This is a genomic window from Enterobacter sp. 61D5 (genome assembly GCF_034107965.1).
GTDB lineage: Bacteria > Pseudomonadota > Gammaproteobacteria > Enterobacterales > Enterobacteriaceae > Enterobacter > Enterobacter cloacae_M.
The window spans coordinates 105,592-131,428 of the sequence record NZ_JAWNFK010000012.1 but is presented as its reverse complement, the minus strand read 5'-3'; the positions used below and the strand labels follow the sequence as shown (position 1 = coordinate 131,428).

18 protein-coding genes and 3 tRNA genes are annotated in these 25,837 nt (G+C 56.1%); 7 read left to right on the top strand and 14 right to left on the bottom strand.

Annotation, left to right across the window (positions count from 1 at the left end):
* Positions 1-29: 29 nt before the first annotated feature.
* Positions 30-1,127: a murein transglycosylase A gene (gene mltA, locus UTM25_RS13765; protein ID WP_033146436.1), complete on the bottom strand. Its 1,098-nt coding sequence runs from the start codon at positions 1,125-1,127 to the stop codon at positions 30-32.
* Between the two features lie 208 nt (positions 1,128-1,335).
* Here mltA and UTM25_RS13760 point away from each other — a divergent pair.
* From UTM25_RS13760 to UTM25_RS13750, 3 genes are all read left to right on the top strand, one after another.
* Positions 1,336-1,412: transfer RNA gene (locus UTM25_RS13760), tRNA-Met, on the top strand.
* Positions 1,413-1,456: 44 nt separating this feature from the next.
* Positions 1,457-1,533 (top strand) — tRNA-Met (locus UTM25_RS13755).
* A 44-nt stretch (positions 1,534-1,577) separates the two neighbouring features.
* Positions 1,578-1,654, top strand: a tRNA-Met gene (locus UTM25_RS13750).
* A gap of 88 nt (positions 1,655-1,742) precedes the next feature.
* Here UTM25_RS13750 and amiC read toward each other — a convergent pair.
* Positions 1,743-2,996, bottom strand: coding sequence for an N-acetylmuramoyl-L-alanine amidase AmiC (amiC, locus tag UTM25_RS13745; protein ID WP_029740496.1), 1,254 nt, complete (start codon positions 2,994-2,996; stop codon positions 1,743-1,745).
* A gap of 227 nt (positions 2,997-3,223) precedes the next feature.
* On the opposite strand from amiC, the gene argA reads away from it, so the two are divergent.
* Positions 3,224-4,555 carry an amino-acid N-acetyltransferase gene (gene argA / locus UTM25_RS13740; RefSeq protein ID WP_023309037.1) on the top strand — a complete coding sequence of 444 codons (1,332 nt, stop codon included), beginning with the start codon at positions 3,224-3,226 and terminating at the stop codon, positions 4,553-4,555.
* Between the two features lie 54 nt (positions 4,556-4,609).
* Here the strand turns inward: argA and recD are convergent, their stop codons facing one another.
* The 12 genes from recD to rppH form a co-directional block, all read right to left on the bottom strand.
* Positions 4,610-6,430: an exodeoxyribonuclease V subunit alpha gene (gene recD, locus UTM25_RS13735; protein WP_194401231.1), complete on the bottom strand. Its 1,821-nt coding sequence runs from the start codon at positions 6,428-6,430 to the stop codon at positions 4,610-4,612.
* Positions 6,427-9,969 (bottom strand): exodeoxyribonuclease V subunit beta, encoded by a 3,543-nt coding sequence (recB, locus tag UTM25_RS13730; protein WP_194401232.1) that lies wholly within the window; start codon positions 9,967-9,969, stop codon positions 6,427-6,429. Before recB ends, recD begins: the two co-directional genes overlap by 4 nt.
* On the bottom strand, positions 9,966-12,833 hold the full coding sequence (gene ptrA / locus UTM25_RS13725; RefSeq protein WP_194401233.1) for a pitrilysin: 2,868 nt from the start codon (positions 12,831-12,833) through the stop codon (positions 9,966-9,968). The genes recB and ptrA overlap by 4 nt, the downstream gene beginning before the upstream one ends.
* A gap of 140 nt (positions 12,834-12,973) precedes the next feature.
* Positions 12,974-16,348, bottom strand: a complete 3,375-nt coding sequence (gene recC / locus UTM25_RS13720) for an exodeoxyribonuclease V subunit gamma (protein ID WP_194401234.1) — start codon at positions 16,346-16,348, stop codon at positions 12,974-12,976.
* A 12-nt stretch (positions 16,349-16,360) separates the two neighbouring features.
* Positions 16,361-16,684 carry a prepilin-type N-terminal cleavage/methylation domain-containing protein gene (locus UTM25_RS13715; protein WP_023309042.1) on the bottom strand — a complete coding sequence of 108 codons (324 nt, stop codon included), beginning with the start codon at positions 16,682-16,684 and terminating at the stop codon, positions 16,361-16,363.
* The gene (locus UTM25_RS13710; protein WP_194401235.1) at positions 16,669-17,070 is read right to left on the bottom strand and encodes a DUF2509 family protein; all 402 of its coding nucleotides are present in this window, start codon (positions 17,068-17,070) and stop codon (positions 16,669-16,671) included. Before UTM25_RS13710 ends, UTM25_RS13715 begins: the two co-directional genes overlap by 16 nt.
* Positions 17,067-17,627: a prepilin peptidase-dependent protein gene (locus tag UTM25_RS13705; protein WP_194401236.1), complete on the bottom strand. Its 561-nt coding sequence runs from the start codon at positions 17,625-17,627 to the stop codon at positions 17,067-17,069. The genes UTM25_RS13710 and UTM25_RS13705 overlap by 4 nt, the downstream gene beginning before the upstream one ends.
* Positions 17,618-18,082, bottom strand: coding sequence for a prepilin peptidase-dependent protein (locus tag UTM25_RS13700; RefSeq protein ID WP_194401257.1), 465 nt, complete (start codon positions 18,080-18,082; stop codon positions 17,618-17,620). The genes UTM25_RS13705 and UTM25_RS13700 overlap by 10 nt, the downstream gene beginning before the upstream one ends.
* Before the next feature lie 184 nt (positions 18,083-18,266).
* A complete protein-coding gene (gene thyA, locus UTM25_RS13695) occupies positions 18,267-19,061 on the bottom strand; it encodes a thymidylate synthase (RefSeq protein WP_014885081.1) in 795 nt (264 codons plus the stop codon).
* A 6-nt stretch (positions 19,062-19,067) separates the two neighbouring features.
* Positions 19,068-19,943, bottom strand: coding sequence for a prolipoprotein diacylglyceryl transferase (gene lgt, locus UTM25_RS13690; protein ID WP_023309046.1), 876 nt, complete (start codon positions 19,941-19,943; stop codon positions 19,068-19,070).
* Positions 19,944-20,136: 193 nt separating this feature from the next.
* Positions 20,137-22,383 carry a phosphoenolpyruvate--protein phosphotransferase gene (gene ptsP / locus UTM25_RS13685; RefSeq protein WP_023309047.1) on the bottom strand — a complete coding sequence of 749 codons (2,247 nt, stop codon included), beginning with the start codon at positions 22,381-22,383 and terminating at the stop codon, positions 20,137-20,139.
* Between the two features lie 12 nt (positions 22,384-22,395).
* Complete coding sequence (gene rppH, locus UTM25_RS13680) at positions 22,396-22,926, bottom strand: RNA pyrophosphohydrolase (protein ID WP_013098553.1); 531 nt, start codon at positions 22,924-22,926, stop codon at positions 22,396-22,398.
* A gap of 683 nt (positions 22,927-23,609) precedes the next feature.
* Here rppH and mutH point away from each other — a divergent pair.
* The 3 genes from mutH (at position 23,610) to UTM25_RS13665 (ending at position 25,821) form a co-directional block, all read left to right on the top strand.
* Positions 23,610-24,302: a DNA mismatch repair endonuclease MutH gene (gene mutH / locus UTM25_RS13675; protein ID WP_194401237.1), complete on the top strand. Its 693-nt coding sequence runs from the start codon at positions 23,610-23,612 to the stop codon at positions 24,300-24,302.
* 128 nt (positions 24,303-24,430) lie between these two features.
* The gene (locus tag UTM25_RS13670; protein ID WP_008499668.1) at positions 24,431-24,649 is read left to right on the top strand and encodes a YgdI/YgdR family lipoprotein; all 219 of its coding nucleotides are present in this window, start codon (positions 24,431-24,433) and stop codon (positions 24,647-24,649) included.
* Between the two features lie 131 nt (positions 24,650-24,780).
* A complete protein-coding gene (locus UTM25_RS13665) occupies positions 24,781-25,821 on the top strand; it encodes an NADP(H)-dependent aldo-keto reductase (protein ID WP_023309049.1) in 1,041 nt (346 codons plus the stop codon).
* Positions 25,822-25,837 lie beyond the last annotated feature (16 nt).

Here is a 25,837-nt window from a genome sequence, read left to right as displayed (position 1 = left end):
TAATCCGTATTGTGCTCAGAATACCACAATCAGCCGCTGAATACGTTTCCAGCACCCGGTGCCGCCTTCAGTACCCACACGCGTCCGTAGTGGTTATACCAGCCCGCGCGATGGCCTGCGTCAGGGCCAATACCCTGATAGATGTCGAAGTGCTGGCCTTTAATTGCCCCACCCACGTCCAGCGCCACCATCAGACGCAGCTCATACTGACCGTTGAACTTGCCGTTATTGTCCAGCAGAGGGACTTCAGCCAGCAGCGTGGTGCCTGCAGGAATAATCGAACGATCCGATGCTACCGACGCACGACCAATCAGCGGAACCGCGCTGGCCCCTTTCACCGGCGCGAAGTTTTGCGGTTTGAAGAAGACGAACGACGGGTTCTGCTCCAGCAGCTCGCGCACCTCGGCTTCGCTGTGTTTCTCGCCCCACTCGCGGATCGCCTGCATCGACATATCTTCTTTCTTCACTTCGCCGCGGTCGATCAGCACCTTACCGATACTGCGATAGGCATGGCCGTTTTTCCCGGAATAGCTGAAGAAGTTAAGCGGCGACCCGTCGCCAAAATCAATGTAGCCGCTGCCCTGAACGTCCATGATGAAGTTATCCATCAGGGAATTGCTGTAGGCCAGAACGTAGTTTTCGCTCAGCGCACCGGCGTAGATCTCAGCGCGAGACGGCAGACGACCGCGTTTTGGCGGCATACGGTAGATAGGATACTGGAACTCGCCCTGACGGGAGTGTCGTGCCTGGATAACCGGGGTGTAGTAGCCGGTAAACTGGACGTTGCCGTAGTTATCGGCCCCTTCCATCTGCCAGGCGTCGATACCAAACTGGCGCATGTTGCGCGTATCGCCGCCTGCTTTCAGCCAGTCCTGGACCGCGTTATACACGCTACTCTGGGCGCCATACAGACGCGGCGACGCGTTGCGGATCTGGTAGACCTGCTCGGAGAAATCACCGGCATTAATCGGTGCGCCGACGGCATCAGGCTGATTAACTAAAGAGAAAGGCTGGGATAACTTCCCGTCTTTATACTGTTGACCGCGATCGGTCGGTTTGGAAGAACAGGCCGCAAGAATCGCTACCATTGCGCCCGCCATCAGATACTTCGCCCAACGTCCTTTCATTATATCTCGTCTTTAAGTTGCCCATTTCCGCGTGATGAAGATAACAAACCGCCAGGGCTAATGAAATGCGATCGCATGCCCTTTGGCAAATTTTGCGCAAAAAATAGTCCAAACAGAGCCATGTCGTTCAATTTGCATACAAAATCATGATTTATGTGAAAAAGGGGTTGCATCACAAACCTATCCGAGTATAGTGCGCATCCACGGACGCGGGGTGGAGCAGCCTGGTAGCTCGTCGGGCTCATAACCCGAAGGTCGTCGGTTCAAATCCGGCCCCCGCAACCAATTAAAATTTGATGAAGTATCTTCTACGACTGTAGAAAGACGGACGCGGGGTGGAGCAGCCTGGTAGCTCGTCGGGCTCATAACCCGAAGGTCGTCGGTTCAAATCCGGCCCCCGCAACCAATCAAATTTGAAGAAGTAAGTTTCTACACGAGTAGAAAGACGGACGCGGGGTGGAGCAGCCTGGTAGCTCGTCGGGCTCATAACCCGAAGGTCGTCGGTTCAAATCCGGCCCCCGCAACCAACACTTCTGAAAACAATAAACACCCTCAAGGGTGTTTTTTTGTATCTGTCGTTTGTGAATTTGCCGGGCGTTTACCCGGCTGAAAGCGTTATCCGCGTCGCGCCAGCGTCGCCCCGTCAGAGAAATACGCCCGTATCCCCGCCAGAATCGACTCCGCAACCTCCTGCTGGAATTTTGCCGTCTTGAGCTTACGCTCCTCTTCGACGTTACTGATAAACGCGGTTTCTACCAGAATGGACGGGATATCCGGTGCTTTGAGTACCGCAAACCCGGCCTGTTCAACGCTGTTTTTATGCAGCTTATTGATATTCCCCAGCTTGCCCAGAACCGCTTTACCAAACTTCAGGCTGTCGTTAATGGTCAGCGACTGCACCATATCGAACATGGTGTGGTCGACGTAGCGGTCGCCGCTTTTGCTCACGCCACCAATCAGGTCAGAGGCGTTCTGGCTGTCAGCCAGGAATCTTGCTGCGGTACTGGTCGCGCCTTTGGTTGAGAGCGCAAACACCGACGAGCCGCTTGGCTGGCGGCTGGTAAAGGCATCCGCATGGATTGACACGAACAAATCGGCGCGCTGCTTCTGCGCTTTCGCCACCCGGACCTTCAGCGGAATAAAGATATCTTCATTGCGCGTCATATAGGCGCGCATGTTGCCTTCTTTATCAATCAACGCCTTCAGGCGGCGTGCAATTTGCAGCACCACGTCTTTTTCACGCGTGCGGTATTTCCCCACCGCGCCGGAGTCTTCGCCGCCGTGGCCGGGATCGAGCATGATCACAATCGGACGATCGCGCCCTGCTTTCCCCGGCTGCGGACCGCTTTGCGCAGGTGGCACCTGACGCTGAAGATCGCCCTTGTTGTAGTCCTCCAGCAGAGCGAGAAGCGGATCCTGGATATCCGTTGCGTTGGCCGGGTAGAGATCCATCACCAGACGCTCTTTAAACGTCGCGACGGGCGCAAGGGCGAACAGCTGCGGCTTAACGTTCTGTTTAAGCTCAAACACCATGCGCACGGTTTGGGGATCAAACTGCCCGACGCGCGCTGATTTAATAAACGGATCGTCGCCGCGGATCTGCGCCGCCATCCCTTTCAGCACGGAGTTGAGGTTAACGCCTTCGAGATCCACCACCACGCGTTCCGGGTTGCTGAGGGCAAATTGCTTATATTTCAGCACGCGATTGGATTCGACCGTCACGCGCGTATAGGTCGACGACGGCCAGACGCGCACCGCCACCACCTGACTCGTGGCGGCAAGACCGACCTGACTGACGCTAAGCAACCACATTGCCCCGGCCCCTTTTAACAAACGGCGGCGGCTTATTGCTGAATTGGATCCCGACATGCTTCTCCCGAGCAAGAACACTGACTGATATACAAAATGTCCAAATTGACCGAAAACTTTAACGAATGACGCATAAACTGTCATCTATAAAAGGGTAAACAATCATACGCTAACGCACGGATTACTTACCAATTTCTGTGGGTCGCGGAAAATTTGCACTTGCACACGTGGCCACAATCGAATAAAAATACAGAAATTACGAATAAACATTCATTAAGGGTTGTGCCATGGTGAAGGAACGTAGAACCGAACTGGTCCAGGGATTCCGCCATTCTGTTCCCTATATCAACGCCCATCGGGGAAAAACGTTTGTCATCATGCTTGGCGGCGAAGCCATTGAGCATGAAAATTTTTCCAGCATCGTCAATGACATTGGCCTGCTGCACAGCCTCGGGATCCGCCTGGTGGTGGTGTATGGCGCGCGTCCGCAGATCGACGCCAACCTTGCCGCTCACCACCACGAGCCGATTTACCACAAACACACCCGCGTCACCGATGCCAAAACCCTGGAGCTGGTGAAACAGGCGGCGGGTCTGCTGCAGCTGGATATTACCGCGCGTCTCTCCATGAGCCTGAACAATACGCCGCTGCAGGGGGCGCATATCAACGTCGTGAGCGGCAACTTTATCATTGCCCAGCCGCTCGGCGTGGACGATGGCGTGGATTACTGCCACAGCGGCCGTATCCGTCGTATTGATGAAGAAGCTATTCACCGCCAGCTGGACAGCGGTGCCATCGTGCTGATGGGCCCGGTCGCTGTTTCCGTGACCGGCGAAAGCTTTAACCTGACGTCCGAAGAGATCGCCACTCAGCTGGCGATCAAGCTGAAGGCGGAAAAAATGATTGGGTTCTGCTCCTCCCAGGGCGTCGTGGACGCTGAAGGAACAATCGTACCGGAACTCTTCCCGAATGAAGCCCAGGCCCGCGTGGAAGCGCTGGAAGCCGAAGGTGATTACCACTCCGGCACAGTCCGCTTCCTGCGTGGCGCCGTGAAGGCCTGCCGCAGCGGCGTGCGCCGCAGCCACCTGATCAGCTATCAGGAAGACGGGGCCCTGCTCCAGGAGCTGTTCTCCCGCGACGGTATTGGTACACAGATTGTGATGGAGAGTGCGGAGCAGATCCGCCGAGCCACCATCAATGACATCGGCGGCATTCTGGAGCTGATCCGCCCGCTGGAACAGCAGGGTATTCTGGTACGCCGCTCACGCGAACAGCTGGAGATGGAGATCGATAAATTCACCATTATTCAGCGCGATAACCTGACCATTGCCTGCGCCGCGCTCTATCCGTTCCCGGAAGAGAAGATCGGTGAAATGGCCTGCGTGGCGGTGCATCCTGATTACCGTAGCTCTTCACGCGGCGAAATGCTGCTTGAACGCGTGGCGGCGCAGGCGCGCCAGATGGGGCTGAGCAAGCTGTTCGTCCTGACGACGCGCAGCATTCACTGGTTCCAGGAGCGCGGATTCACGCCGGTGGATATCGATTCTCTGCCGGAAACGAAGAAAGAGATGTACAACTATCAGCGTCGTTCAAAAGTGCTGATGGCTGACCTGGGATAATACAACGCTTGCCGGGTCGCGCTGCGCGTACCCGGCCTGGATGTCTGGCGTTGTTCAGAGTGACTCAAATATCGCGCCCAGCCCGCTTCGGCGTTCCGTTCGGGTGGCGATCGCCTGCACCAGCACCCGTTCATCGGCATACAGCGACAGACGCTGCCGCGCGCGCGTAATGGCGGTATAGATCAGCTCGCGGGTAATGACGGGTGAAAGCTGCGTGGGCAGGATCAGCGCCACATGGTTAAACTCGGAGCCCTGGGATTTATGCACCGTCATTGCCCATGCGGTTTCATGCTCGGGCAAACGGCTCGGCTGGAAAGACTTCACGCTCCCGTCCGGCATCTGGAACCAGACGCGCAGGCCCTGACCGCAGTCGAGCGCAATCCCGATATCCCCATTAAACAACCCCAGCGCGCTGTCGTTGCGGGAGATCATCACCGGTCGCCCTTCATACCAGCGCGAGTGCGGGGTACGGTTAATTTTGCGTTTTTGCGCCAGCAGCTGTTCCAGCCTGTCGTTCAGACCCCGGACGCCAAAGGGGCCTTCCCTCAGCGCACAGAGCAGCTGGTATTCACCAAACGCGGCAATGACCTGCTCCGGCGTACTTTGCTGTTGTACGCCCGTCAGAAAGTGCTGGTACCCCTGCAGGGCGTCGTCAAGCATCGCCTGATACTCTTCCCCGCTTTGCAGCGATTTTTTCTCAATATCCGTAAAGGTACCGTCAAATACCGCAGTGGTTGTACGCCGGTCGCCCCGGTTCACCGCCGCCGCAAGCTGGCCGATGCCGGAGTCGCTGCCGAAACGGTAGCTTTTTTGCAGCAGACACAGGCTGTCGCGCAGCGCCCCTGCAAGCGAATGGTTTTCAGAGGTGAGCGAACATCCGGTAAGACGGGCTAATTCCTGCGCGCGTTCAGCGGTATATCCCAGGCTGGCATAGGTGCAGATATCCCCCAATACGGCTCCCGCCTCTACGGAGGCAAGCTGGTCGCGATCGCCGAGGAAAATGACGCGCGCGTGCGGCGGTAGCGCATCGATCAAACGCGACATCATCGTCAGATCAATCATCGACGCTTCATCCACGACCAGCACGTCAAGGTGCAGTGGGTTACCGGCATGATAGCGCAGACGCTGGCTACCCGGCTGTGCGCCAAGCAAACGGTGCAACGTGCTGGCTTCATTGGGGAAAAGCGCAAGCTGCTCCCCGGTTAGCGGCAGCTTTTGCAGCGCGCCGCCTAACGATTCCGTCAGACGTGCCGCCGCTTTACCGGTGGGGGCCGCCAGGCGAATACGGCACTTTTGCTCACCCGATAGCTGAATCAGCGCGGCAAGCAGTTTTGCCACAGTGGTCGTTTTCCCGGTGCCCGGGCCGCCAGAAATCACCGAGATCCGTCGCGTTAAGGCCACGGCTGCCGCCACTTTCTGCCAGTCTGTCGCGTCGTCAGCGGTAAACAGCGTATCCAGCGTTTGCCGGAGCTGCGCTTCATCGCAGGGAAGCGGGGCGTTGGTCTCGCTGAAGAAGCGCGCTACAGTCAGTTCGTTACGCCACAGCCGGTTAAGATACAAACGCTCGCCGACAAGGATCATCGGCGTCCCGGTATCGGCTCCGCTCACGGCAGGCGAGCCGAGTAATATCCCCTGCCAGTCCACTGCGTCACCCAGCAGCGCGAAACACGCCTGTAAAGCCGGAGGCATTTTCTCATCCACCGCCAGACGCGACAGCGGCAGACATACGTGCCCTTCCCCCGCGTCTTTGCTCAGAATGGCGGCGGCAAGCATGACGGCAGGCTCCTCACCTGCCACCATCATGGCGAACTGCACATCCAGGTGGCGCAGTAATCGTTGTTCAACCGCGTCCAGCAGTAGCGCCTGCATCGTCATGCCACCTCCTCCGTGCTTGCAGCAAACAGGTTATCCATTTTTTCAATCAGTTCCGCAGCCGGACGCGTGCTAAAGACGCCGGAACGCGGGTCGTTAGCATCCACTCCGCGCAGGAAAAGGTAAATGACGCCGCCAAAATGCGTTTCGTAGCGGTAATCGGCCATGCGATGGCGCAGGTAACGGTGCAGCGCCAGGGTGTAAAGCTGGTACTGCAGATCGTAGCGATGCATTTGCATGGCAGAGGCCATCGCGTCCTGGGTGTAGGCCTCGCTGCTTTCACCCAACCAGTTCGATTTGTAATCCAGCAGGTAGTAGCGCCCTTCGTGGCGGAAAACCAGGTCGATAAAGCCTTTGAGCATCCCCTGCACCTGGCGGAAGTTCAGCGGCGGACATCCGGCGGATAACGGATCGTACTCGCGGATCAGCGCATCAAGCGCCTCGGCCCTGAGCGGGCTGGCGATGGGGAGATAAAACTCCATCTCCACCTGCTTATCTTTGGCGGTCAACTGGTTCAGCGAGATCCCCTGCGTCGTGAGCGGCGTGTGCAGTACCGCGCGGATCCAGTCGGTGAGAACCGGCTGCCACTGTGCGTCGTAGCCGCCACTCTGTAACATCTTCAGCACCCACTCTTCCGATACCGGCTGGGTAAAATCCAGCTCTTCAAACAGGCTGTGCAAAAACGTGCCCGGCGAGGCGCCGCGCGGGAACTGGTGCGGAGTGAGCACCGGCTCAACAGGTACGCTACCGGCTCCTGCGGCATCCACGTCCAGCTTTGGCATCAGATCCTGCGCAATACTCTGCCCGTGCTGCTGCAAACCGGAGTAGCTGGTGACGCGCCAGTCGTCGGCAATGGTACGTACAACCTGGCGGGCATGGAGCTCTGACTCACCCAGCTCCGGCATCTGCCAGCGGCTGTTGTCGGGCTGCGAGGGAATATGCAGGGCAACATGCTCTGTGCAAAGAGATTCGATGCACTGGCGCAGGCCCGCCGCGTCTTTGGGTTCACCGTGCTGAATAAGCCGCCCCAGCGCGCTCAGATGAAAATCGCTCTCCCCGGTCTTTTCGCCACGGCGACGGAACAGAGGTGCAATGCCCAGGCTGCAGTGCCAGACCGAACGGGTCAGCGCCACGTAAAGCAGGCGCAGGTCTTCCGCCAGACGCTCGGCTTCGGCCAGCTCAACGCTGGACTCCGCGTTGCTGAGATCGAGCACCGCCTCAAAAGACTCGCGATCGTGGTAAAAGGCCTGATCCTGCACGCGATAATTGGCGATAAACGGCAGCCAGACCAGCGGATATTCCAGTCCTTTCGACTTGTGGATGGTGACGATCTGCACCAGGTGTTTATCACTCTCAAGGCGCATCTGCTGGCTGGACGAATTACTGTTCGGATCGGCAATCTGCTGCGCCAGCCAGCGCACGAGGGCGTGTTCGCTCTCCAGCTGCGAACCGGCTTCCTGCAACAGTTCACTGATATGTAAAATATCGGTCAAACGGCGCTCGCCGCCTGCTGTCGCCAGCATATTCTCGGCAATGTGGCGCTGTGCCATGAGCTCGCGCACCATCGCCATGACTCCACGCTTCTGCCATTTTTCGCGGTAGCGAACAAACTCTTCTACCACGGCATCCCACGCGGCTTCGTCATTGTTGAGCGCATCGATATCCCGCGCGTTCAGCCCGAGCATCGCGCTCGCCAGTGCGCTACGCAGCGTGCTTTCCCGCTCCGGAGCCAGCACGGCCTGCAGCAGCCATAGCATCTCCTGCGCTTCCAGCGTTTCAAAGACGCTATCGCGGTTCGAGAGATAGACGGAGGGAATATTCAGTAACGTCAGGGCGTCGCGGATGAGCGCGGCTTCCTGACGGCTGCGCACCAGAACCGTGATATCAGATGCCTTTACCGGGGCAGGTTTATCCCCCTTCCACAGCAGCGCTTTACCGTGCGCGCCCGCACTGAGCCAGTCGCGGATTTGAGCGGCACAGTGCTGGGCCATGGCATTTTGATAATCGGCAACGCCGTAGCCTTCCCCGTCCAGCAGCCAGAAGTTCATGGCGGGCTGCGTCTCGCCGTTGAACTCGAAGCGCAACGAGGCATTTTTCTCGGCAAACTTTACCGGCTGAAACGGGATTTCCCGGAACATAAACGCCGTATCCATGCGGCTGAAGAGCGCGTTGACGCTTTCCACCATGCCGGGAGAGGAGCGCCAGTTAGTATCGAGAGTGTAGTGCGCGTCAACTTCGCTACGGGCTTTCATGTAGGTGAAAATATCCGCACCGCGGAAGGCGTAGATGGCCTGTTTCGGATCGCCGATTAACAACAGCGCGGTACCGGGCTGCTGGCGCCAGATACGGCGGAAAATGCGGTATTGTTGAGGGTCGGTATCCTGAAATTCGTCAATCATCGCCACCGGGAAGCGGGTCCGGATCGCGGCGGCAAGCGCTTCGCCATTTTCACTGCACAGCGCCGCATCGAGGCGGCTCAGCATGTCGTCAAACCCCAGCTCACCCCGGCGGCGTTTTTCACGCGCGACGGCTTCGCGAATTTCAGTCATGGCGCGAGTGATCATCAGATCGTTGAGCGTTAAGGGCTCAGCCAACAGGGTTTCAATCGCCACAAACAGAGGATGCTCAGGCACAATGCCGTCGGCTTTGGTCCGCTCAACCAGGAAACGCCGGGAGAATTTCTCCAGCGCGTCCGGGAGCTGGTAGCCTCGCGTCTCCTCCTGCGCCCAGGCGCTGATCTTGTCGATCCATTTCCCCTGATTGCCACGGTTAAACTTGCGTCGGTCAATCCCGGAATTTTCGATGATTGCGTCAATCTCGCCAACGGACTCAATCCATTTTTGCTTGATGTCGGCAATTTGCGCGATGATTTTTTCATGCCGTGAGGCCAGGGTTTCATCCGCTGGCGGCGGGGATTTGATGACCGGCGCTTCACCCTGCAGATAACGATCGATAGCGCGCAGCAGCGCCTCCGGGCCCTTCCACAGCGCATGTACCGCTTCGGCGATATCGCGCTGTAACGGGTAGCAGTGGCGACGCCAGAAATCCGCGCAGGCCTGATAGCGAAGCACGGATTCATCTTCAATGAGCTGCTGTTCAAACAGCATTCCGGATTCAAACGCATTCAGGCTCAGCATACGCTGGCAAAAACCGTGAATGGTGAAGACGGACGCTTCATCCATCTGCCGTTCAGCGAGGAGCAGCCACTGGGCTGCCTGTTGCTTATCGGCAATCTCTTCCAGAAGGCTCGCGTAGAGAGGGTTATCCGTGCTCTGACGCAGACAGGCGATGCGCAGCTCGTGGATATTGCTGCGAATACGGCCCCGCAGCTCAGCGGTGGCAGCCTCGGTGAAGGTGACTACCAGCAGCTCTTCCACGCTCAAAGGGCGTGGAAAAGCGGCGTTGCCGCCAAGCCCCAGCAGCAGACGCAGGTACAGGGCGGCAATGGTGAAGGTTTTTCCCGTTCCCGCTGAGGCTTCAATCAATCGTTCACCCTGCAGAGGTAAACGTAAGGGATCAAGGGACTCAGCGGTATCGGTCATTCTTTCTTACTCCAGGGCATAGATTGCTGCAGCGCGCTGACGCTCTTCCAGACTTTCCAGCCTTTCGGGTTCACGTACTCCGTTTTCCCGTTCTGGCTACCGGAAACCTGGGACAGAATGGTCATACCCTGCGGCTTAATGACCGCCTGATGGAAGAAGTCGGCAACCTTCTGCGGCGTCAGCTGTTTTATCTCGGCGACTACTTTATCACGCGAATCAAATTTCAGATTACCGCGATCGAAATCTTTGCTCAGCTGCGAGGCTTCTTCACCCAGCGTCTGCGGCGGCTGCATCACCTGTGCGATGACGGCCTGCTGGATCTGCGCAAACTCTTCCGGCTTCATGGCGCGGAGTTTTGCTTCCACCTGCGGGAAGAAGGCCTGGTAACGCTTCCAGAGATACGCCGGCTGTTTATCGCTGCTTTGCAGCAGGAAACCCAGTCCCCACTGTCGGCCTACGTTCATGGAGAAGGCAAACACCGCGTAGCCAAGCTGCTCCTCAGTGCGTAACTGGTTGTAGAACCACGGCTGAATAATTTGCCCCAGCACGGCACTCTGCGCCGAGCTGGCGAATTCATCATAGCCCGTTGGCACAAATACCGCGGCCAGCGCGGAATCCGTGCTGTTACCCGCCTTTTCAAAAATCACATTCTGTTTTTTCTCAACCAGCACGTCCTGGTTACGGCACCACTCGTCGCCTTTCGAACCGAGCTGAGTGCGTACATTCTCTGCCAGAGTTTTGGCCTGATCCTCACTCATGTTGCCGACGATCAGGAACTCCGGGCGCGTGTTGGTTTTCAGCGCGTCACGGTAAGCCAGCACGTCTTTTAAGGTGATCGAAGGCAACAGCGCGCGGCGGTCTTCTCGCTGGAAATAAGGAACTTGCGACAGCATTTGCGCCGGCATAAGCGCCAGATCGTAAGCTTTGCCTTTCTCCGCAGAATCCATCATCTGCGCATACCACGATTTGGCCTGCTCAAGCTGCTCTTCCGTTGGCGTATAGCTGAAATAACCCTCCAGCAGTGCCTGGAACAGCTGAGGCAAACGCTGGGTATAGCCGTTTGCATTGAGCATCAAACCGTTGTTGGCGTTGGTGGAGAAGCTGATCCCACCCACGGCCGCCTGGTTGCTGAGCTGATCGAGCGCAATCCCGGCGAGATAGTCATTGAGCGCGAACATCACCTGATTTTTAGCGCTGTTCATCGCTTTCGGGTTACGCAACACCACGCTGACATCGGCCTTTGGCTCGCTTGCGAAATAGCGGCTAGGGGTATACACCACGCGCAGGGTAGGCTCATCAACGATTAGCGCCGGGTGCGGGTAATCTTGAGTCGTTTTGGTCAGCGAGAAGTCATCCGGAATATAGGGGTTCAGCTCCGGCAGCTTCAACGCAATCTCCCCGGCCTTCTTCTGCCAGTCGGCGAAGGTCTGCGCGCTGATTTTGTCCACCTGATAAGGAGCATCGACAAAATACGCCGTCTTGTTATGCGGTTCGTTCGGGCTGATGTACCAGATGCGGGCATTCTCCGGCGTCATCATCGCCAGGCGGGCTTTCACCGCATCGGCATCATACCGGTCGGCAATATTGACCGCATCGAGGGTGTGTTCCACCGGCACGCGGATCATGGTATCCGCCAGCCACTCAACGTAATCCATGTCGCGGGTAATGGACGGGTAACGGAAATCGAGATCCAGCACGTGCGCGAGCTCATCAAAGTAGCGCTTATCGACGCCTTTCTCACGCAGTAAAGAGAGGTAGCTGAAGATCGCCGCTACCACTTCATCACGGTTTGCCAGGCCCTTGTCGGTCAGGGTGGCGGAGATCGCCAGCACGCCGCTATTACCGTTCACAACCGGATCGGAGTCGGCGCGAATACCTTCCACCAGCCCCTGTTTTTGCAGCCAGTCAGAAAGCGTACCCGGACTACGGTTACCTATCAGGTAGGTCACCAGCTCATCGGTTTTACTGCGAAACTGTGCGGTGTTGTTATCGATGCGGAATTCCACGCGCAGCACTTTGCGCGGCAGCGCAGGCACGTAGTGGATCACTATGCCCTTTTGCGCGTCCGTGACCACCGGTACGTCTATCTGCGGCAGGTCGATATTTTTATTCGGCACCCGACCAAACGTTTTAGCCGCCATGCCTGCCAGTTCTGGCAACGGTTTATTGCTGTAGATGACCGCTTTCATCAGGTTGGCGGAGTAGTATTTATCGCGAAACGCGTGCAGGGCATCAAGCACCGGGCTGTTCGGTTTGTCGCTTAACGTCTCCAGGTTACCGCCGGAGAAGCGCGAACCCGGGTGCGCAGGGTTGATGGTTTCGGCACTGACCTGGGCCATGCGCATACCGTCTCGCGTGCGGGCAAGGGTCAACTCAGCATTGACGGCATTGCGTTCACGGTCGGCATATTTTTTATCCAGCAGGGGGGCGGCGATGGAATCAGCAAGGCGATCGACCGCGCCTTCCAGCGCATCATTTTCGACTTCGAGATAAAAGGCCGTGCGGTACGGTGCCGTACTGGCATTGTGGCTGCCGCCATGCATTTTCAAAAATTCGGACAGACTATCTGGCTGCGGGTATTTTTTTGACCCCATCAACGTCATATGTTCCAGATAGTGTGCAAGCCCTGGATGCGCGTCAGGATCTTCCAGCGATCCAACCGGCACCACTAATGCCGAGAGGGACTTCACCGCCTGCGGATCGGAAACCAGCAGCACAGTCATGCCGTTATCAAGACGAATAGCCTGATATTGACGAGTATCTTTTTCGCTTTTACGAATAGTTTCCTGAACGGGTTGCCAACCGGAGTCTGCCTGAGTGACAGGTACCCAGAGGGCGAAAAACAAAACAAACGCTTTAAACAAGGTGCTACCTCTTTATCACGGCTACATCATTAACACATTGCGTGCTGGACACGCCAACATCTCTTTATTGGGTACATCAGTCCGTGATAAGAAGTGAATCATAAATGAACACCCCATACTGCGCAATTTTTATACAGCACTCAGGACTGATTAAATTTAAACAACGGCAGCAGGTAGCGCTGCGCCTCTTCCGTGATGGCCTCAAAGTACTCTGGCTCAAGCGTTCGCCATAAGCGCTGATACCAGACATCTTCACCTTCGCCCCGCACCATCATGTTACCTTCGTAGGCCTGCATAAATTTACTGCGCGCTTTCTGCAGTGACGCCTCATCCGTTAACATCGCATCATTCTGTGCGTCATAACAGGCTTTTATCCAGGCCCCGCCACTTTCCGGCAGTACCAGGAGCGGTTTGTTCATTCCCTGACGGTAGCCCTCAATGTACAAAGACAGATACCGTAACGCCTGCTCAGACTCCATCGGCGGGAAGCGCCATTCGCCCTCTTTGCGCACGAAAATCCGACTTTCACCTTTATGACCATCCGCACTGTAGACAAGATGTTCCAGCCAGAGTTGCAAACCCTGTGAAACGCTAAGCATAGAGGGCCGCCAGCGCAGCAGCCCGTCCGGCTGAACCTGGGTTAACCAGCCCGTGAGCTGAACACCATTGCAGTTGAGATCGATTTCAATGCTTTTCCCTGGCTGTCGGCAAGCTCTTACGCGCTCTGCCAGGGCGGTCATCTCCTGACACTGCGCCTCCCACACAATTTCCCCGAACGCCCCATAGGGCAGCTGTCCAGCAGCACGGTAGCGGCGGTAAAGTTTGTCCGCATCTTCCTCTTCAACCAGCGCATTCAACAGCTGCAGGTTTAACTGGTAGCGCTCCAGCCCTTCCAGCGTAAAGGGTTCTGCATCAGGAATTTCACTCTCTTCAGAACGGAAGTTGACCTGCAATCGCTGCTGGAAGAAGGCGCGCACCGGATGCGCCCAAAACCGCTGAAGCTGTTCGAAGGTCAGGGTATCGATAGGGCGCGGGTCAAGTTCCTGTATGAAATCGGTATGCGCACTCCCCTCCTTTTTCGCCGCCGGTAGCCACTCCTGCGCATAGCTCTGGCGCTCGCTGGGCGTGTAGTTCACCGGGTCAAACGGCATGCGGCTGTGGAAACAGGTGATATGAGATTTCACCCTCTTCTCGCTTTCATCGCAGTTGCGCTCTTCATCCCCCGGCAGATAGTGACTCTGGCCGATATAGTCCACCAGCTCCTGCACCAGAACGGAGGGAAAACGCTCGCTGTTGTCCTGAATGGAACGGCCGATATAGCTGATATAGAGCTTACTCTGGGCGGAAATGAGCGCCTCAAGGAAGAGGTAGCGGTCATCATCGCGGCGGCTACGGTCGCCCCGCTTTGGATCTGCGCTCATCAAATCGAACCCCAGCGGCGCCAGCGCGCGCGGATAAACGCCGTCGTTCATGCCAAGCAGACAGACCACTTTAAACGGGATAGAACGCATTGGCATCAGGGTGCAGATATTGATGGGGCCAGCCAGAAAACGCTGGCTGATTCGCTCCTGATCGAGCCGCTGCGTCAGCTCATCCCTCAACAGCGACAGCGGGATGGCCTCCTGATAGTGGGAGTTCACGCCTTCGTCGATGATCGCCTGCCACTGGGTTTCAATCAGTGCCATTGCCGCTTCGGTATCACTGTCTGGCAGGAAGAAATCATTAAGCAATGCCCTGCAAACCGGAAGCCACGCTTTAAGCGGACGCGGCTGCATCAGCTCGTGTCGCCAGCGGTTAAGCTGCATCAGGAGTGACGCTAAATGCCCCACCAGTTCAGCAATTAACCCGCTGGACTCATCGTAAGGCAGCACCTCATTCCACTCGCCCTGGCTGCTCTCCATGGCGTAGCCCAGCAGCATACGCGTCAGGCCAAAACGCCATGTGTGCTGCCCGGTAGGAGGAAGTTCGAACTCCTGAACGTTATCGTCATCGATCCCCCAGCGTACGCCAGATTCGTTCACCCACTGGCGAAGGTAGCGCAGCCCCTCTTCATTGATGTTGAAGCGTGCAGCCAGCACGGGAACATCCAGTAACGCCAGGACATCTTCGGAGATAAAGCGGCTATCCGGCAGTGAAAGCAGAGTGATAAAGGCCTGCAGTGCCGGATGCGACTGGCGGGCACGACGGTCAGAGATAGCGTAAGGCAGATATCGCTCGCCCGTCGCACTGCCAAAAACGGCCTGAATGAAGGGACTATAGCTGTCGATATCCGCCACCATCACCACGATATCGCGTGGCGTCAGTTCGGGATCGTCCTGCAGCATCGCCAGCAGCTGATCGTGAAGCACTTCGACCTCGCGCTGAGGGCTATGGCAAACATGGATCGTGATGCTGCGATCGTCAGCATCCAGCTTGCGCTTGCTGTCGCTACGTTCGAATTCGTTCGCCGTCACGCCCATCACGGCACGGTTTTCCAGATCGAGGATATCCAGCTGAATATGATGCAGCAGGCTATCCGGGGCAATATCGACAAAGGCATCCACGTCGCCTTCGCCTGATGAAGTGATGTCCGAAAGCATGTGAATGTAGTCACGCCCCAGCTTCCCCCACGAGGCAAGCAGTGGATTGGGCAGGTTCTGGATACCGTCTTCATCAAAAAGCTGACCGGCAGTCGAGCCGTCTTTAAACAGCGGGACGGAACGTTCTTCAAAAAGGCGCTTTCGTTGGCGAGTTACCAGCCGCGCAAGCCAACGTTCGTCGAGGATATCCCCCCAATACTGTCGGCAAGGGTTGGTGAACAAAATATGGATATCAATATGTTTACCCAGCGCATTCAACGCCTTCAGATAAACAGGCGGTAATGCGGATATCCCGCAGATAAAAACGCGTGACGGCAGTCGGGCCGGGCGCTCCGGGGTATTCTCGAGTATTGAGATAAACCGCCCGTACAGATTGGCACGATGCCACTTAGGCTGCCCAAGTTTCTCCGTATGCTCTACCAGTGCTTTCCACAGCGGTGCCTGCCATATTTGCGCCTCCGGTAGCCCTTCAACCAACTCGCCCGCTTCCCAACGAATTAACCAGTCAGAACGGTAAACAAGGTATTGGTCGTAGAGATCGGCGGTGCGCGACGCTAGCTGGAACAGCTTGCGCTTATCGGTATCGTCATTGAGGTAGTGGCGCAGCATGGCGAATTCATCGTGCTGCAGCATTTCCGGCAGCAGCGCCATGAGCTTCCAGCTCATGCCTTGTTTATTGAAGGCGCTCTGCTCCGGGATGTCCGGCAACACGCGCACAAACATCTCCCAGATAAAACTCGCGGGGAGCGGGAAATCAATATTTGCGGCTATGCCAAATTTACGGGAAAGCGACATTTGCAGCCACTGTGCCATACCGGTGCTCTGCACCAGCACCATTTCAGGCTCAAAAGGATCGTCAAGCCGCTCGCGCTCAACGATAAATTCCATCAGCGCTTCCAGCACATCCAGACGATTTGAGTGGTAGACCCTTAACATAGACGCTCCCGACTACTGGCTAACCGGGCAATGCAGACGCGTTATCTCACCGCGCCGCCCCAGAGGAGAAATAAGTGTGACCGTGATGCTGACACATCCTGCGTGCGTTGTCTGCCCCCGACTGGCCTGCCAGCCTGCCGGGAGAACATTTGTTGAGAGCTGAGACTGATTCCAGGCATGGTGCCAGAGCTGGCGATACTGATTAAATAGGGTAAACCGCGCCGCCAGCGCCCGGTGATAACCGGACAAAGCCGTCACGACGATCACCAGCAGCATCATCGCCAGCAGTACCTCAACCATGCTAAACCCTTTTTCTCTGTTCACGGCAGCTGGCATAACGCGCTCTCCTTAAGGGGACAAAAATCACTCCAGCCGTGAGGCGAAAAGCGAACGTTCCCGTCGACAATCTCTCCTGAGCGCCAAAGCAGCAGGTCGCTGTCTCCGGCAATCAGCAGCACACGCGCCCCACTCAGCTGGCGCAAACACACTCGCCACGCCGGTGTCTTCTTGCACTGAACCTGTGTCTCTGACGACCAGCTCTGAACCCGTCCCCATTCAAGCGCGGACTGTACCTTCACCTGCTGCTGAAGCGAGCTTTTCTCCCCGCCAACTAGCGCGCTAAACGTTGTGAGCTGCTGATTGAGACCCGTGAGGATAAGGGTACCGAGCACCAGTAAAAGCAGAACCAGCGCCAGCGAAGACATTCCGCGTTGACGATTCACAGGTTGTACCCCGTGACCGTATACAACGCCTGCCAGGGTTCCCCCTGCTCGCCTTTACGAATCGCCGCCAGTTCGATATTCACCTCTGGCGCAAAACCGGCATGTTCAAGTTTCCTCACCAAAAAATGCGTGATCGCTAGCCTGTCCGGGTCCGTGAGCTTTTCCCATCCTTTTCCTTCACATGAGGTCGCTCCACGCAGGGTTTCAAGCGCACCAGACTCCAGTCGAAAACCGGTGCTGTCATTTTCTGATGCGCTGTTATCCCAGCTGCCGTTACTGTTGGCATCCCACCGCACAATGACGCAACTTCCTTGCCTGGCTGTTACCAGCGCCTGTCCCTGACAGTTTCCCGCGCAGTACCCCGCACGCTGAAGCTGTTTACCCAGGGCGAACAGGTGGTGCCAGACCTCTTCCTCCAGTTGTCTCTGGCCAGATTGCGCTAAGACCGCCCGCTGCAAGCCGGGTAAAAAACGCGATGCGCTTATCAGTAAAAGGCTGCTAATCGCCGTGGCAATCAGAACTTCAGTCAGTGAGAAACCTCGCTGCTTCATCGACATGAACCTCCCGCAGAGACCTTACACATCCTGATGCGTCCTCCATTTGAGACAATAATCAGCCATTCTCCCGCGCGGCTTTGAACGCGTATCCGCCCAGCCCATGCCGTATCCTTTAATCCATAGAACGCGAGCGACGGCGTTACCTCGCCGATCGCGACCTCTGGCCAGAGTGGTATCAGCACAAAGGGACTGCCCTTCTCACAGCCTTGCGCTGCAGAGCTCACCAGACAATCCATGCCTCCCACCCGCACACGGGTAATTTGATGGTCGCGGTTGTAGCGGTTGGCATGATTGCGCAGAAACAGCAGGTAATCTCGCACCTGACTGGCGGTTTGCCACAGCCGCTGCTGCCGCTGCCAGCTGTCCCAGCCGTACAGCCCTGAGGCGCTGAGGATAACGACAAGCGAAATCGCGACCAGCGTTTCGATAAGCGTAAAACCGTTCTCTTTTTTCATACCGGGAGTGTGGCGAAGCACCGTGAACATGACGAGCGACGGTTCTTCGTTTTACGAGGCGTTATCCGGAGAATCAGGAGTGTTGCAGCGCGTTGCACGCTTTCTGGATAGCGCTTCGGGAAACGGGATAAAGGCGAAAAAAAACCGGCGCTAAACAGCACCGGTTGTGTCACGCTTTATCGCATCAGATAGCGACAGGCGCTTTGATGCCCGGATGCGGGTCATAGCCCTCAATCTCGAAATCATCAAAGCGGTAGTCGAAAATTGATGCCGGTTTGCGCTTGATAATCAGCTTCGGCAGCGCACGCGGTTCGCGAGTCAGCTGGAGATGCGTCTGTTCCATATGGTTGCTGTAAAGATGGGTGTCCCCACCGGTCCAGACAAAATCACCCACTTCCAGATCGCACTGCTGCGCCATCATGTGGACCAACAGCGCATAGCTGGCAATGTTAAACGGCAGGCCGAGGAACACGTCACAGGAGCGCTGGTAGAGCTGACAGGAAAGCTTTCCATCCGCCACATAGAACTGGAAGAACGCATGGCACGGTGCCAGCGCCATTTTATCCAACTCGCCGACGTTCCAGGCGGAAACGATGATTCGGCGCGAGTCCGGATCGTTTTTCAGCTGGTTCATCACGGTGGTGATCTGGTCGATATGGCGACCATCAGGCGTTGGCCAGGCGCGCCACTGCTTGCCGTAAACCGGGCCCAGGTTGCCATTTTCATCTGCCCATTCGTCCCAGATTGAGACGTTATTTTCGTGCAGATACGCAACGTTGGTATCGCCTTGCAGGAACCAGAGCAGTTCATGAATGATCGAGCGCAGGTGGCAGCGCTTTGTCGTCACCAGTGGGAAGCCTTCTTGCAGGTTGAAGCGCATCTGGTGGCCAAAAATGGAGAGCGTACCGGTGCCGGTGCGGTCGTTTTTCGGCGTGCCCTCGTCGAGCACTTTTTTCATCAATTCAAGATACTGTTTCATGGTTCCTCAGGAAATTTGTTGCTGTGGACGACGACGATACGCCCAAATCATCATAATGGCACCCGCGACAATCATCGGAATGGAGAGGATCTGCCCCATGCTGATGTACTGTACCCATTCGCCGGTAAACTGTGCGTCTGGCTGACGGAAGAACTCGACGATAATACGGAATGCGCCGTAGCCAATCAGGAACAGGCCGGAGACAGCGCCCATCGGACGCGGTTTGCGGATAAACAGGTTGAGGATGATAAACAGCACCACGCCTTCCAGCGCCAGCTCGTACAGCTGAGACATATGGCGCGGCAGAACGCCGTAGGTATCAAAAATGGACTGCCACTCCGGGTGTGATGGCAGCAGCGCGATATCCTCTGCGCGGGAGCCCGGGAAGAGCATCGTGTACGGCACGCTCGGGTCGACGCGGCCCCACAGCTCACCGTTGATAAAGTTACCCAGACGGCCAGCGCCCAGCCCAAACGGGATCAGCGGTGCGATAAAATCTGAAACCTGGAAGAAGTTGCGTTTGGTGCGTTTGGCAAAAATCACCATCACCAGGATCACCCCAATCAGGCCGCCGTGGAAGGACATGCCGCCGTCCCAGACGCGGAACAGATAGAGAGGGTCATTCAGGAATACCGGGAAGTTATAGAACAGCACGTACCCAATACGGCCACCGAGGAACACGCCGAGGAAGCCCGCATAGAGCAGGTTTTCAACTTCGTTTTTCGTCCAGCCGCTGCCCGGACGACTGGCGCGACGGCCAGCGAGCCACATGGCAAAAATGAAGCCCACCAGGTACATCAGACCGTACCAGTGAAGCGAAACAGGTCCTACTGAGAAAATGACCGGATCAAATTCCGGAAAATGCAGATAACCACTGTTCATCTGTCACCACAAGATGTTGTTATTCCGCTGAAAGTGGACAGCGGTAGAAATGCGATTCTGCCGTAAGCAGAGGCTCCAAAGTTGCGAATCATAGCACAAGGCGGGCGCGGAGGATGCGCCAGAGATGTAAAAGATGTGTATAGGGTTTTATGCGCGCTGGAGCCCTCTCCCGGAGGGAGAGGCAGAAAGATGATTAGCGGCCGCCGCGGATCAGGCCGCCCATACCGCGTCGTTCCATAAACGCTGCGACCTGATGACGAACCTCTGCTGCCAGCTGCGCGTCAAGGCTGCGTTCAGCCAGCTCGCGGGCATCGTTGATGTCGATATGCCGCAGCAGGTACTTCACCCGAGCAACAGCGCGACCGTTCATCGACAGATGGCGGTATCCCAGACCAATCAGGATCGCAACGCACATTGAATCCCCGGCCATTTCACCGCACAGGCGTAAATCAATGCCGTACTGTTCCGCTTCACGGGCAATCATTGCTAACGCGCGAATGATCGCCGGATGCAGGCTGTCGTAGATACTGGCGACACGGGTATTGTTACGGTCGACGGCCAGAATATATTGCGTCAGGTCGTTCGTGCCGACAGAGATAAAATCAACACGGTTTGCCAGCTGCGGCAGCATAAAGACCATAGACGGCACTTCAAGCATCACCCCGATCCGCGGTTTCGGGATCGCATAGCCGATCATCTCTTCCACTTCACGGCCGGCACGTTCGATCAGTCGCCGGGACTCGTCGATCTCATCGATGCTGGTGACCATCGGGAGTAAGATGCTGAGATTGCCCGTCGCCGCGTTGGCGCGCAGCATTGCACGCACCTGGATCAGGAAGATCTCCGGCTGATCGAGCGTAATGCGGATCCCACGCCAGCCCAGGCACGGATTTTCTTCGCTGATCGGCATATAGGGCAGCTGTTTATCCGCACCGACATCCAGGGTTCGCAGGGTGACAGGTTTGTCGTTAAACATCTGCAGCATCCCCTGATACTGCGCCACCTGCTCCTCTTCGGAGGGGAAACCGCTCTGCAGCATGAACGGGATTTCAGTACGGTACAGGCCAATACCGTCGATGCGGCTGCCAAGCTTTTCTTCATGCTCAGGGCTTAAACCGGCGTTGAGCATGACTTTGATCCGCTCTCCGCTCTTAAGCTGTGCGGGCAGGTTAACGTCATCCTCCGCCAGCTTGCTTAATTCATTCTCTTCGCTGATAAGTCGCTGGTATTCCTGGAGCAGAACCGGCTCAGGATCGACCAGCAGCTCACCGCGATAGCCGTCAACCACCAGCGTACGGCGGTGCAGTACCGACGGCTGGATATCGGCCCCCATAACGGTTGGGATACCCAGCGCGCGCACCATAATGGCGGCATGCGAGTTGGCGGCACCATCGCGCACCACCACACCGGCCAGCCTGTCCTGAGGCAGTTCAGCCAGCGTCGTTGCCGAGAGTTCATCGGCGACCAGAACAAACCGTTTTGGCCAGGCATTCGGCCCCTGAATGGTGTCATCGAGATGGAACAGCAGACGCTGTCCCAGGGCGCGGAGATCGCCAGCCCGTTCTTTCAGGTAACCGTCGGTCAGTGCCGCAAACTGATCGGCAAATTTTTCGATGACCTTCTTAACCGCCCACTCTGCGACCGAGCCTTTATCCACTTCCGCAAACAGCTCACGACGCAGACGCGCGTCGGAGAGCAGGTGCGAATAGAGGTCGAAGATGGCCGCAGTCTCTTTCTGTGCGCCTGCGGCAAAGCGCTTGCTGTAACGACGAAATTCATTCGCCGCCTCTTCCAGCGCGGCGGTGAGACGCTCGCGCTCCAGCGCTTCATCAAGCGTTGAGGCTTCGTAAACCTGCTCCATTAACGGCAGCGTGGCGTCCATCCAGCCTTCCGCTATCGCCACGCCTGGCGATGCCGGAAGGGCACGAATGCGCGTATGGCGATACTGACCAAAAAGCGCGGCAAGCTGGGACTGAGAGAGGATCGCCGCCATCTGCGTGGCCAGCGTGACGAGGAAAGACTCCTCGCTTTCGTCGTACTGACGTAGCTCACGCTGCTGGACGACCAGCACGCCGAGCAGCTGGCGACGCTGGATAATCGGCACGCCAAGGAAAGCGCGGAAGCGCTCTTCTTTTACGGAAGGGATGTACTTAAAGCTGGGGTGTTTTTGTGCGTCAGCAAGGTTGATGGGTTCAGCCAGCCGCCCGACCAGACCCACGATACCTTCATCAAATGCGAGCGTTACGGTGCGTCCGCGTGGTTTTTTCAAACCACGGGTTGCCATCAGGTAATAGCAGCGCCGATCGTGGTCGGCCAGATACACCGAACAGACCTCGGTCTCCATCGCAAGACAGATGTCAGTGACCAGAATGTTCAGCGCCTCGTTCAGACGCGGCGCGCTGGCCACCTTCTCGACTATTTCTCGCAAGCGGGTGAGCATGATTTGCGTAGCTTAACCTCTTTTACGTCGCCAGGCAGGTGCGCTCTGCGGCTTAGGCGGGATCTCCTGAAGCTGCATTACCACACTTGCAAATTCTTTCATCACCCTACGGTAAACATCGCGTTTAAATGACACGACCTGACGAACAGGATACCAATAGCTCACCCAGCGCCAGCCATCGAACTCCGGCGTACTGCTGGTTTGCATATTGATGTCTGAATCGTTGCCCACCAACTGCAACAGAAACCACTTCTGTTTCTGGCCGATACAAACCGGCTTTGTGTCCCAACGCACCAAACGTTTCGGTAACTTGTAACGCAACCAGTTGCGGGTCGAAGCCAGGATGCGAACATCTTTTCGGCTTAAACCGACCTCTTCAAAAAGCTCCCGGTACATCGCTTGTTCTGGGGACTCTCCCGGATTGATCCCGCCTTGCGGGAACTGCCAGGAGTGCTGACCATATCGCCGGGCCCACATTACCTGGCCCTGACGATTACAAATTACTATTCCTACGTTCGGGCGGTAGCCATCGTCATCAATCACCGGACTACCCCAAACTAAACCTTATATATGAATGATTGTTTCACACTACAGGGAGGCGGTAAACCACTCTCTTACAGGGCTGTAACCTAATAACATTTGAATAACTCACAAATAAGCACTGAGTTATAAACAGATGAGAGGCAGTGAAGGGAATTTTATTCACCTTTTCTGTGGATATAGTTGTGAAGAAGTGTCTGATTACCGATGAACAACCTCAAACCCTGCCTTGCCAACGCTTTCGCGTAATTTAAATAATTCAATATTTTTCATGAAGTTAAATGTATTTTTATGAACAAAAAACAGAATAGCGTGACGATCGTCACATCAGGGATCGTCGTGCTGATGAAAGATCGAACAGCGTCGGTTTTATCCACAGATTGTGCCAATAAGTTAGTCACAATTTGTTTGAAAATTCGATTTTCATCGCACGTCAAGGCTGTAAATTGAAACAGTAGTCAGGGTTATGCCCAGTTATCCCATTTTTCTGTGGATAACATGGTGTAAGATCCTGTTCATTGTCAGTGACCAGATTTGAACAACCGGTTTTCTGAGTCTGGTGAAACGATTTAAAAGCAATAAAAAAACCTATAAATCATAGACATGGAATATTGGTACAGAAATAGTTAAACTCTATCCACAGGGGACAATTTCTTCGTTTATTTTTTAATCAAAAGGTTACCTTCATGCATCCGCTTACACCCTTGCTCTCACCGCCGTCCAGCGAGGGCCAGTTGCAACAGCAGGCACAGCGTCTGGCAGGCTTTTCGCTTGGCGAGCTGGCGGCAATGGCAGGGCTTCAGATCCCCAAGGATCTGAAACGGGATAAAGGCTGGATCGGCATGCTGCTTGAGCTGTGGCTGGGTGCCAGCGCAGGAAGCAAACCCGAGCAGGATTTTGCAGCGCTTGGCGTGGAGTTAAAAACCATCCCAATAGACAGCCAGGGCAAGCCTCTTGAGACCACCTTCGTCTGCGTTGCACCATTAACCGGCAACACCGGCGTGACGTGGGAAACCAGCCACGTTCGCCACAAGCTGAAGCGCGTGTTGTGGGTACCGGTTGAAGGCGAGCGACAGATCCCCCTGGCCGACCGTCGCGTTGGCGCGCCGCTGCTCTGGAGCCCTAACGAGGATGAAGAGCATCAGCTGCGGCTGGACTGGGAGGAGCTGATGGACATGATTGTGCTTGGGCAGGTAGAGCGCATCACCGCCCGACACGGAGAAGTATTACAGCTGCGCCCGAAAGCGGCCAACAGCAAAGCGCTTACCGAGGCCATCGGCGCGAAGGGCGAGCCGATACTGACGCTGCCGCGCGGTTTTTATCTCAAAAAGAATTTCACCGGCGCACTCCTTGCCCGTCATTTCCTGTTAAAAACATAGTTTTTTACTTATTTTGCGAGCTCTCAAACATAATCGACTACTTTTTAAGATTTTACCGCTTCCTCCTGTTGCAATATCAGGTTAAAACTAAACTATGATTTGATACGCGCCAGATGAGGACGACAACGATGAAAAAATGGGCAGTGTTAGTTTCAGCAGTCGGTTTAGCGTTTGCCGTATCGGGCTGTAGCAGCGATTACGTTATGGCGACAAAAGACGGTCGAATGATCCTGACCGACGGCAAACCCGAAGTCGACGATGATACCGGTCTGGTCAGCTACCGCGACCAGGAAGGCAATAAAATGCAGATCAATCGCGACGAAGTATCGCAAATTATCGAGCGATAAACAGAGAGAGGTCAGTCGCTTGCTGGCCTTTTTGATTTTTTTCTTCCCCTTTTGCTTCCCCTCTGCCATGTTTATATTCCTTTGTCGGGCACGCCCTGACGCGGTCTATAAGTCTACTGAGGAAGCCGGCTATGCATTATCACCGTATCCCCCACAGCGCTCTGGAAATAAGCCAACTGGGGTTGGGCACGATGACATTTGGTGAACAAAACAGCGAAGCCGATGCCCATGCACAACTCGATTACGCCGTCAGCCAGGGGATTAACCTGATTGATGTCGCGGAGATGTACCCTGTTCCTCCACGTCCGGAAACGCAGGGACTTACCGAAACCTACGTCGGTAACTGGCTGGCAAAACGCGGCAACCGTGAAAAGCTGGTGATTGCCTCCAAAGTCAGTGGCCCCGCGCGCAACAACGATACCGGGATCCGCCCGAATCAGATCCTCGATCGCAAGAATATCCGTGCCGCACTGGACGCCAGCCTGAAGCGCCTGCAAACCGACTACCTCGATCTGTATCAGGTGCACTGGCCGCAGCGCCCAACCAACTGCTTTGGCAAGCTCGGCTACAGCTGGAATGAGAGCGCCCCCGCCGTAACGCTGCTGGAAACCCTGGAAGCGCTGACCGAGTGCCAGCGCGCGGGAAAAATCCGCTACATTGGCGTCTCTAACGAAACGGCCTTTGGCGTAATGCGCTATCTTCACCTGGCGGATAAACACGATCTGCCGCGTATCGTCACTATCCAGAACCCATACAGCCTGCTTAACCGTAGCTATGAGGTTGGTCTGGCCGAAGTGACGCAGTATGAAGAAGTGGAACTGCTCGCCTATTCCTGTCTCGGCTTTGGCACGCTGACGGGGAAATACCTGAACGGCGCGAAACCGGCCGGGGCGCGAAATACCCTCTTTAGCCGCTTTACCCGCTACAGCGGCGAGCAGACGCAGAAAGCCGTTGCCGCCTATGTGGATATCGCGAAGCGTCATGGTCTTGACCCTGCACAGATGGCGCTGGCCTTCGTGCGCCGTCAGCCGTTTGTTGCCAGCACCCTGCTGGGCGCGACTACGATGGAACAGCTGAAAACCAATATTGAGAGTTTCCATCTGAACCTGAGTGAAGAGGTGTTAGCGGAGATTGAAGCGGTGCATCAGGTTTATACGTATCCTGCGCCGTAATAAAAGCAAAACGGCA

Coding starts and splice junctions, on each gene's coding strand:
- mltA (WP_033146436.1), bottom strand. CDS start 1,127: ATGAAAGGACGTTGGGCGAAGTATCTGATGGCGGGCGCAATGGTAGCG.
- amiC (WP_029740496.1), bottom strand. CDS start 2,996: ATGTCGGGATCCAATTCAGCAATAAGCCGCCGCCGTTTGTTAAAAGGG.
- argA (WP_023309037.1), top strand. CDS start 3,224: ATGGTGAAGGAACGTAGAACCGAACTGGTCCAGGGATTCCGCCATTCT.
- recD (WP_194401231.1), bottom strand. CDS start 6,430: ATGACGATGCAGGCGCTACTGCTGGACGCGGTTGAACAACGATTACTG.
- recB (WP_194401232.1), bottom strand. CDS start 9,969: ATGACCGATACCGCTGAGTCCCTTGATCCCTTACGTTTACCTCTGCAG.
- recC (WP_194401234.1), bottom strand. CDS start 16,348: ATGTTAAGGGTCTACCACTCAAATCGTCTGGATGTGCTGGAAGCGCTG.
- UTM25_RS13715 (WP_023309042.1), bottom strand. CDS start 16,684: ATGCCAGCTGCCGTGAACAGAGAAAAAGGGTTTAGCATGGTTGAGGTA.
- UTM25_RS13705 (WP_194401236.1), bottom strand. CDS start 17,627: ATGTCGATGAAGCAGCGAGGTTTCTCACTGACTGAAGTTCTGATTGCC.
- UTM25_RS13700 (WP_194401257.1), bottom strand. CDS start 18,082: ATGAAAAAAGAGAACGGTTTTACGCTTATCGAAACGCTGGTCGCGATT.
- thyA (WP_014885081.1), bottom strand. CDS start 19,061: ATGAAACAGTATCTTGAATTGATGAAAAAAGTGCTCGACGAGGGCACG.
- lgt (WP_023309046.1), bottom strand. CDS start 19,943: ATGAACAGTGGTTATCTGCATTTTCCGGAATTTGATCCGGTCATTTTC.
- ptsP (WP_023309047.1), bottom strand. CDS start 22,383: ATGCTCACCCGCTTGCGAGAAATAGTCGAGAAGGTGGCCAGCGCGCCG.
- mutH (WP_194401237.1), top strand. CDS start 23,610: ATGCATCCGCTTACACCCTTGCTCTCACCGCCGTCCAGCGAGGGCCAG.
- UTM25_RS13670 (WP_008499668.1), top strand. CDS start 24,431: ATGAAAAAATGGGCAGTGTTAGTTTCAGCAGTCGGTTTAGCGTTTGCC.
- UTM25_RS13665 (WP_023309049.1), top strand. CDS start 24,781: ATGCATTATCACCGTATCCCCCACAGCGCTCTGGAAATAAGCCAACTG.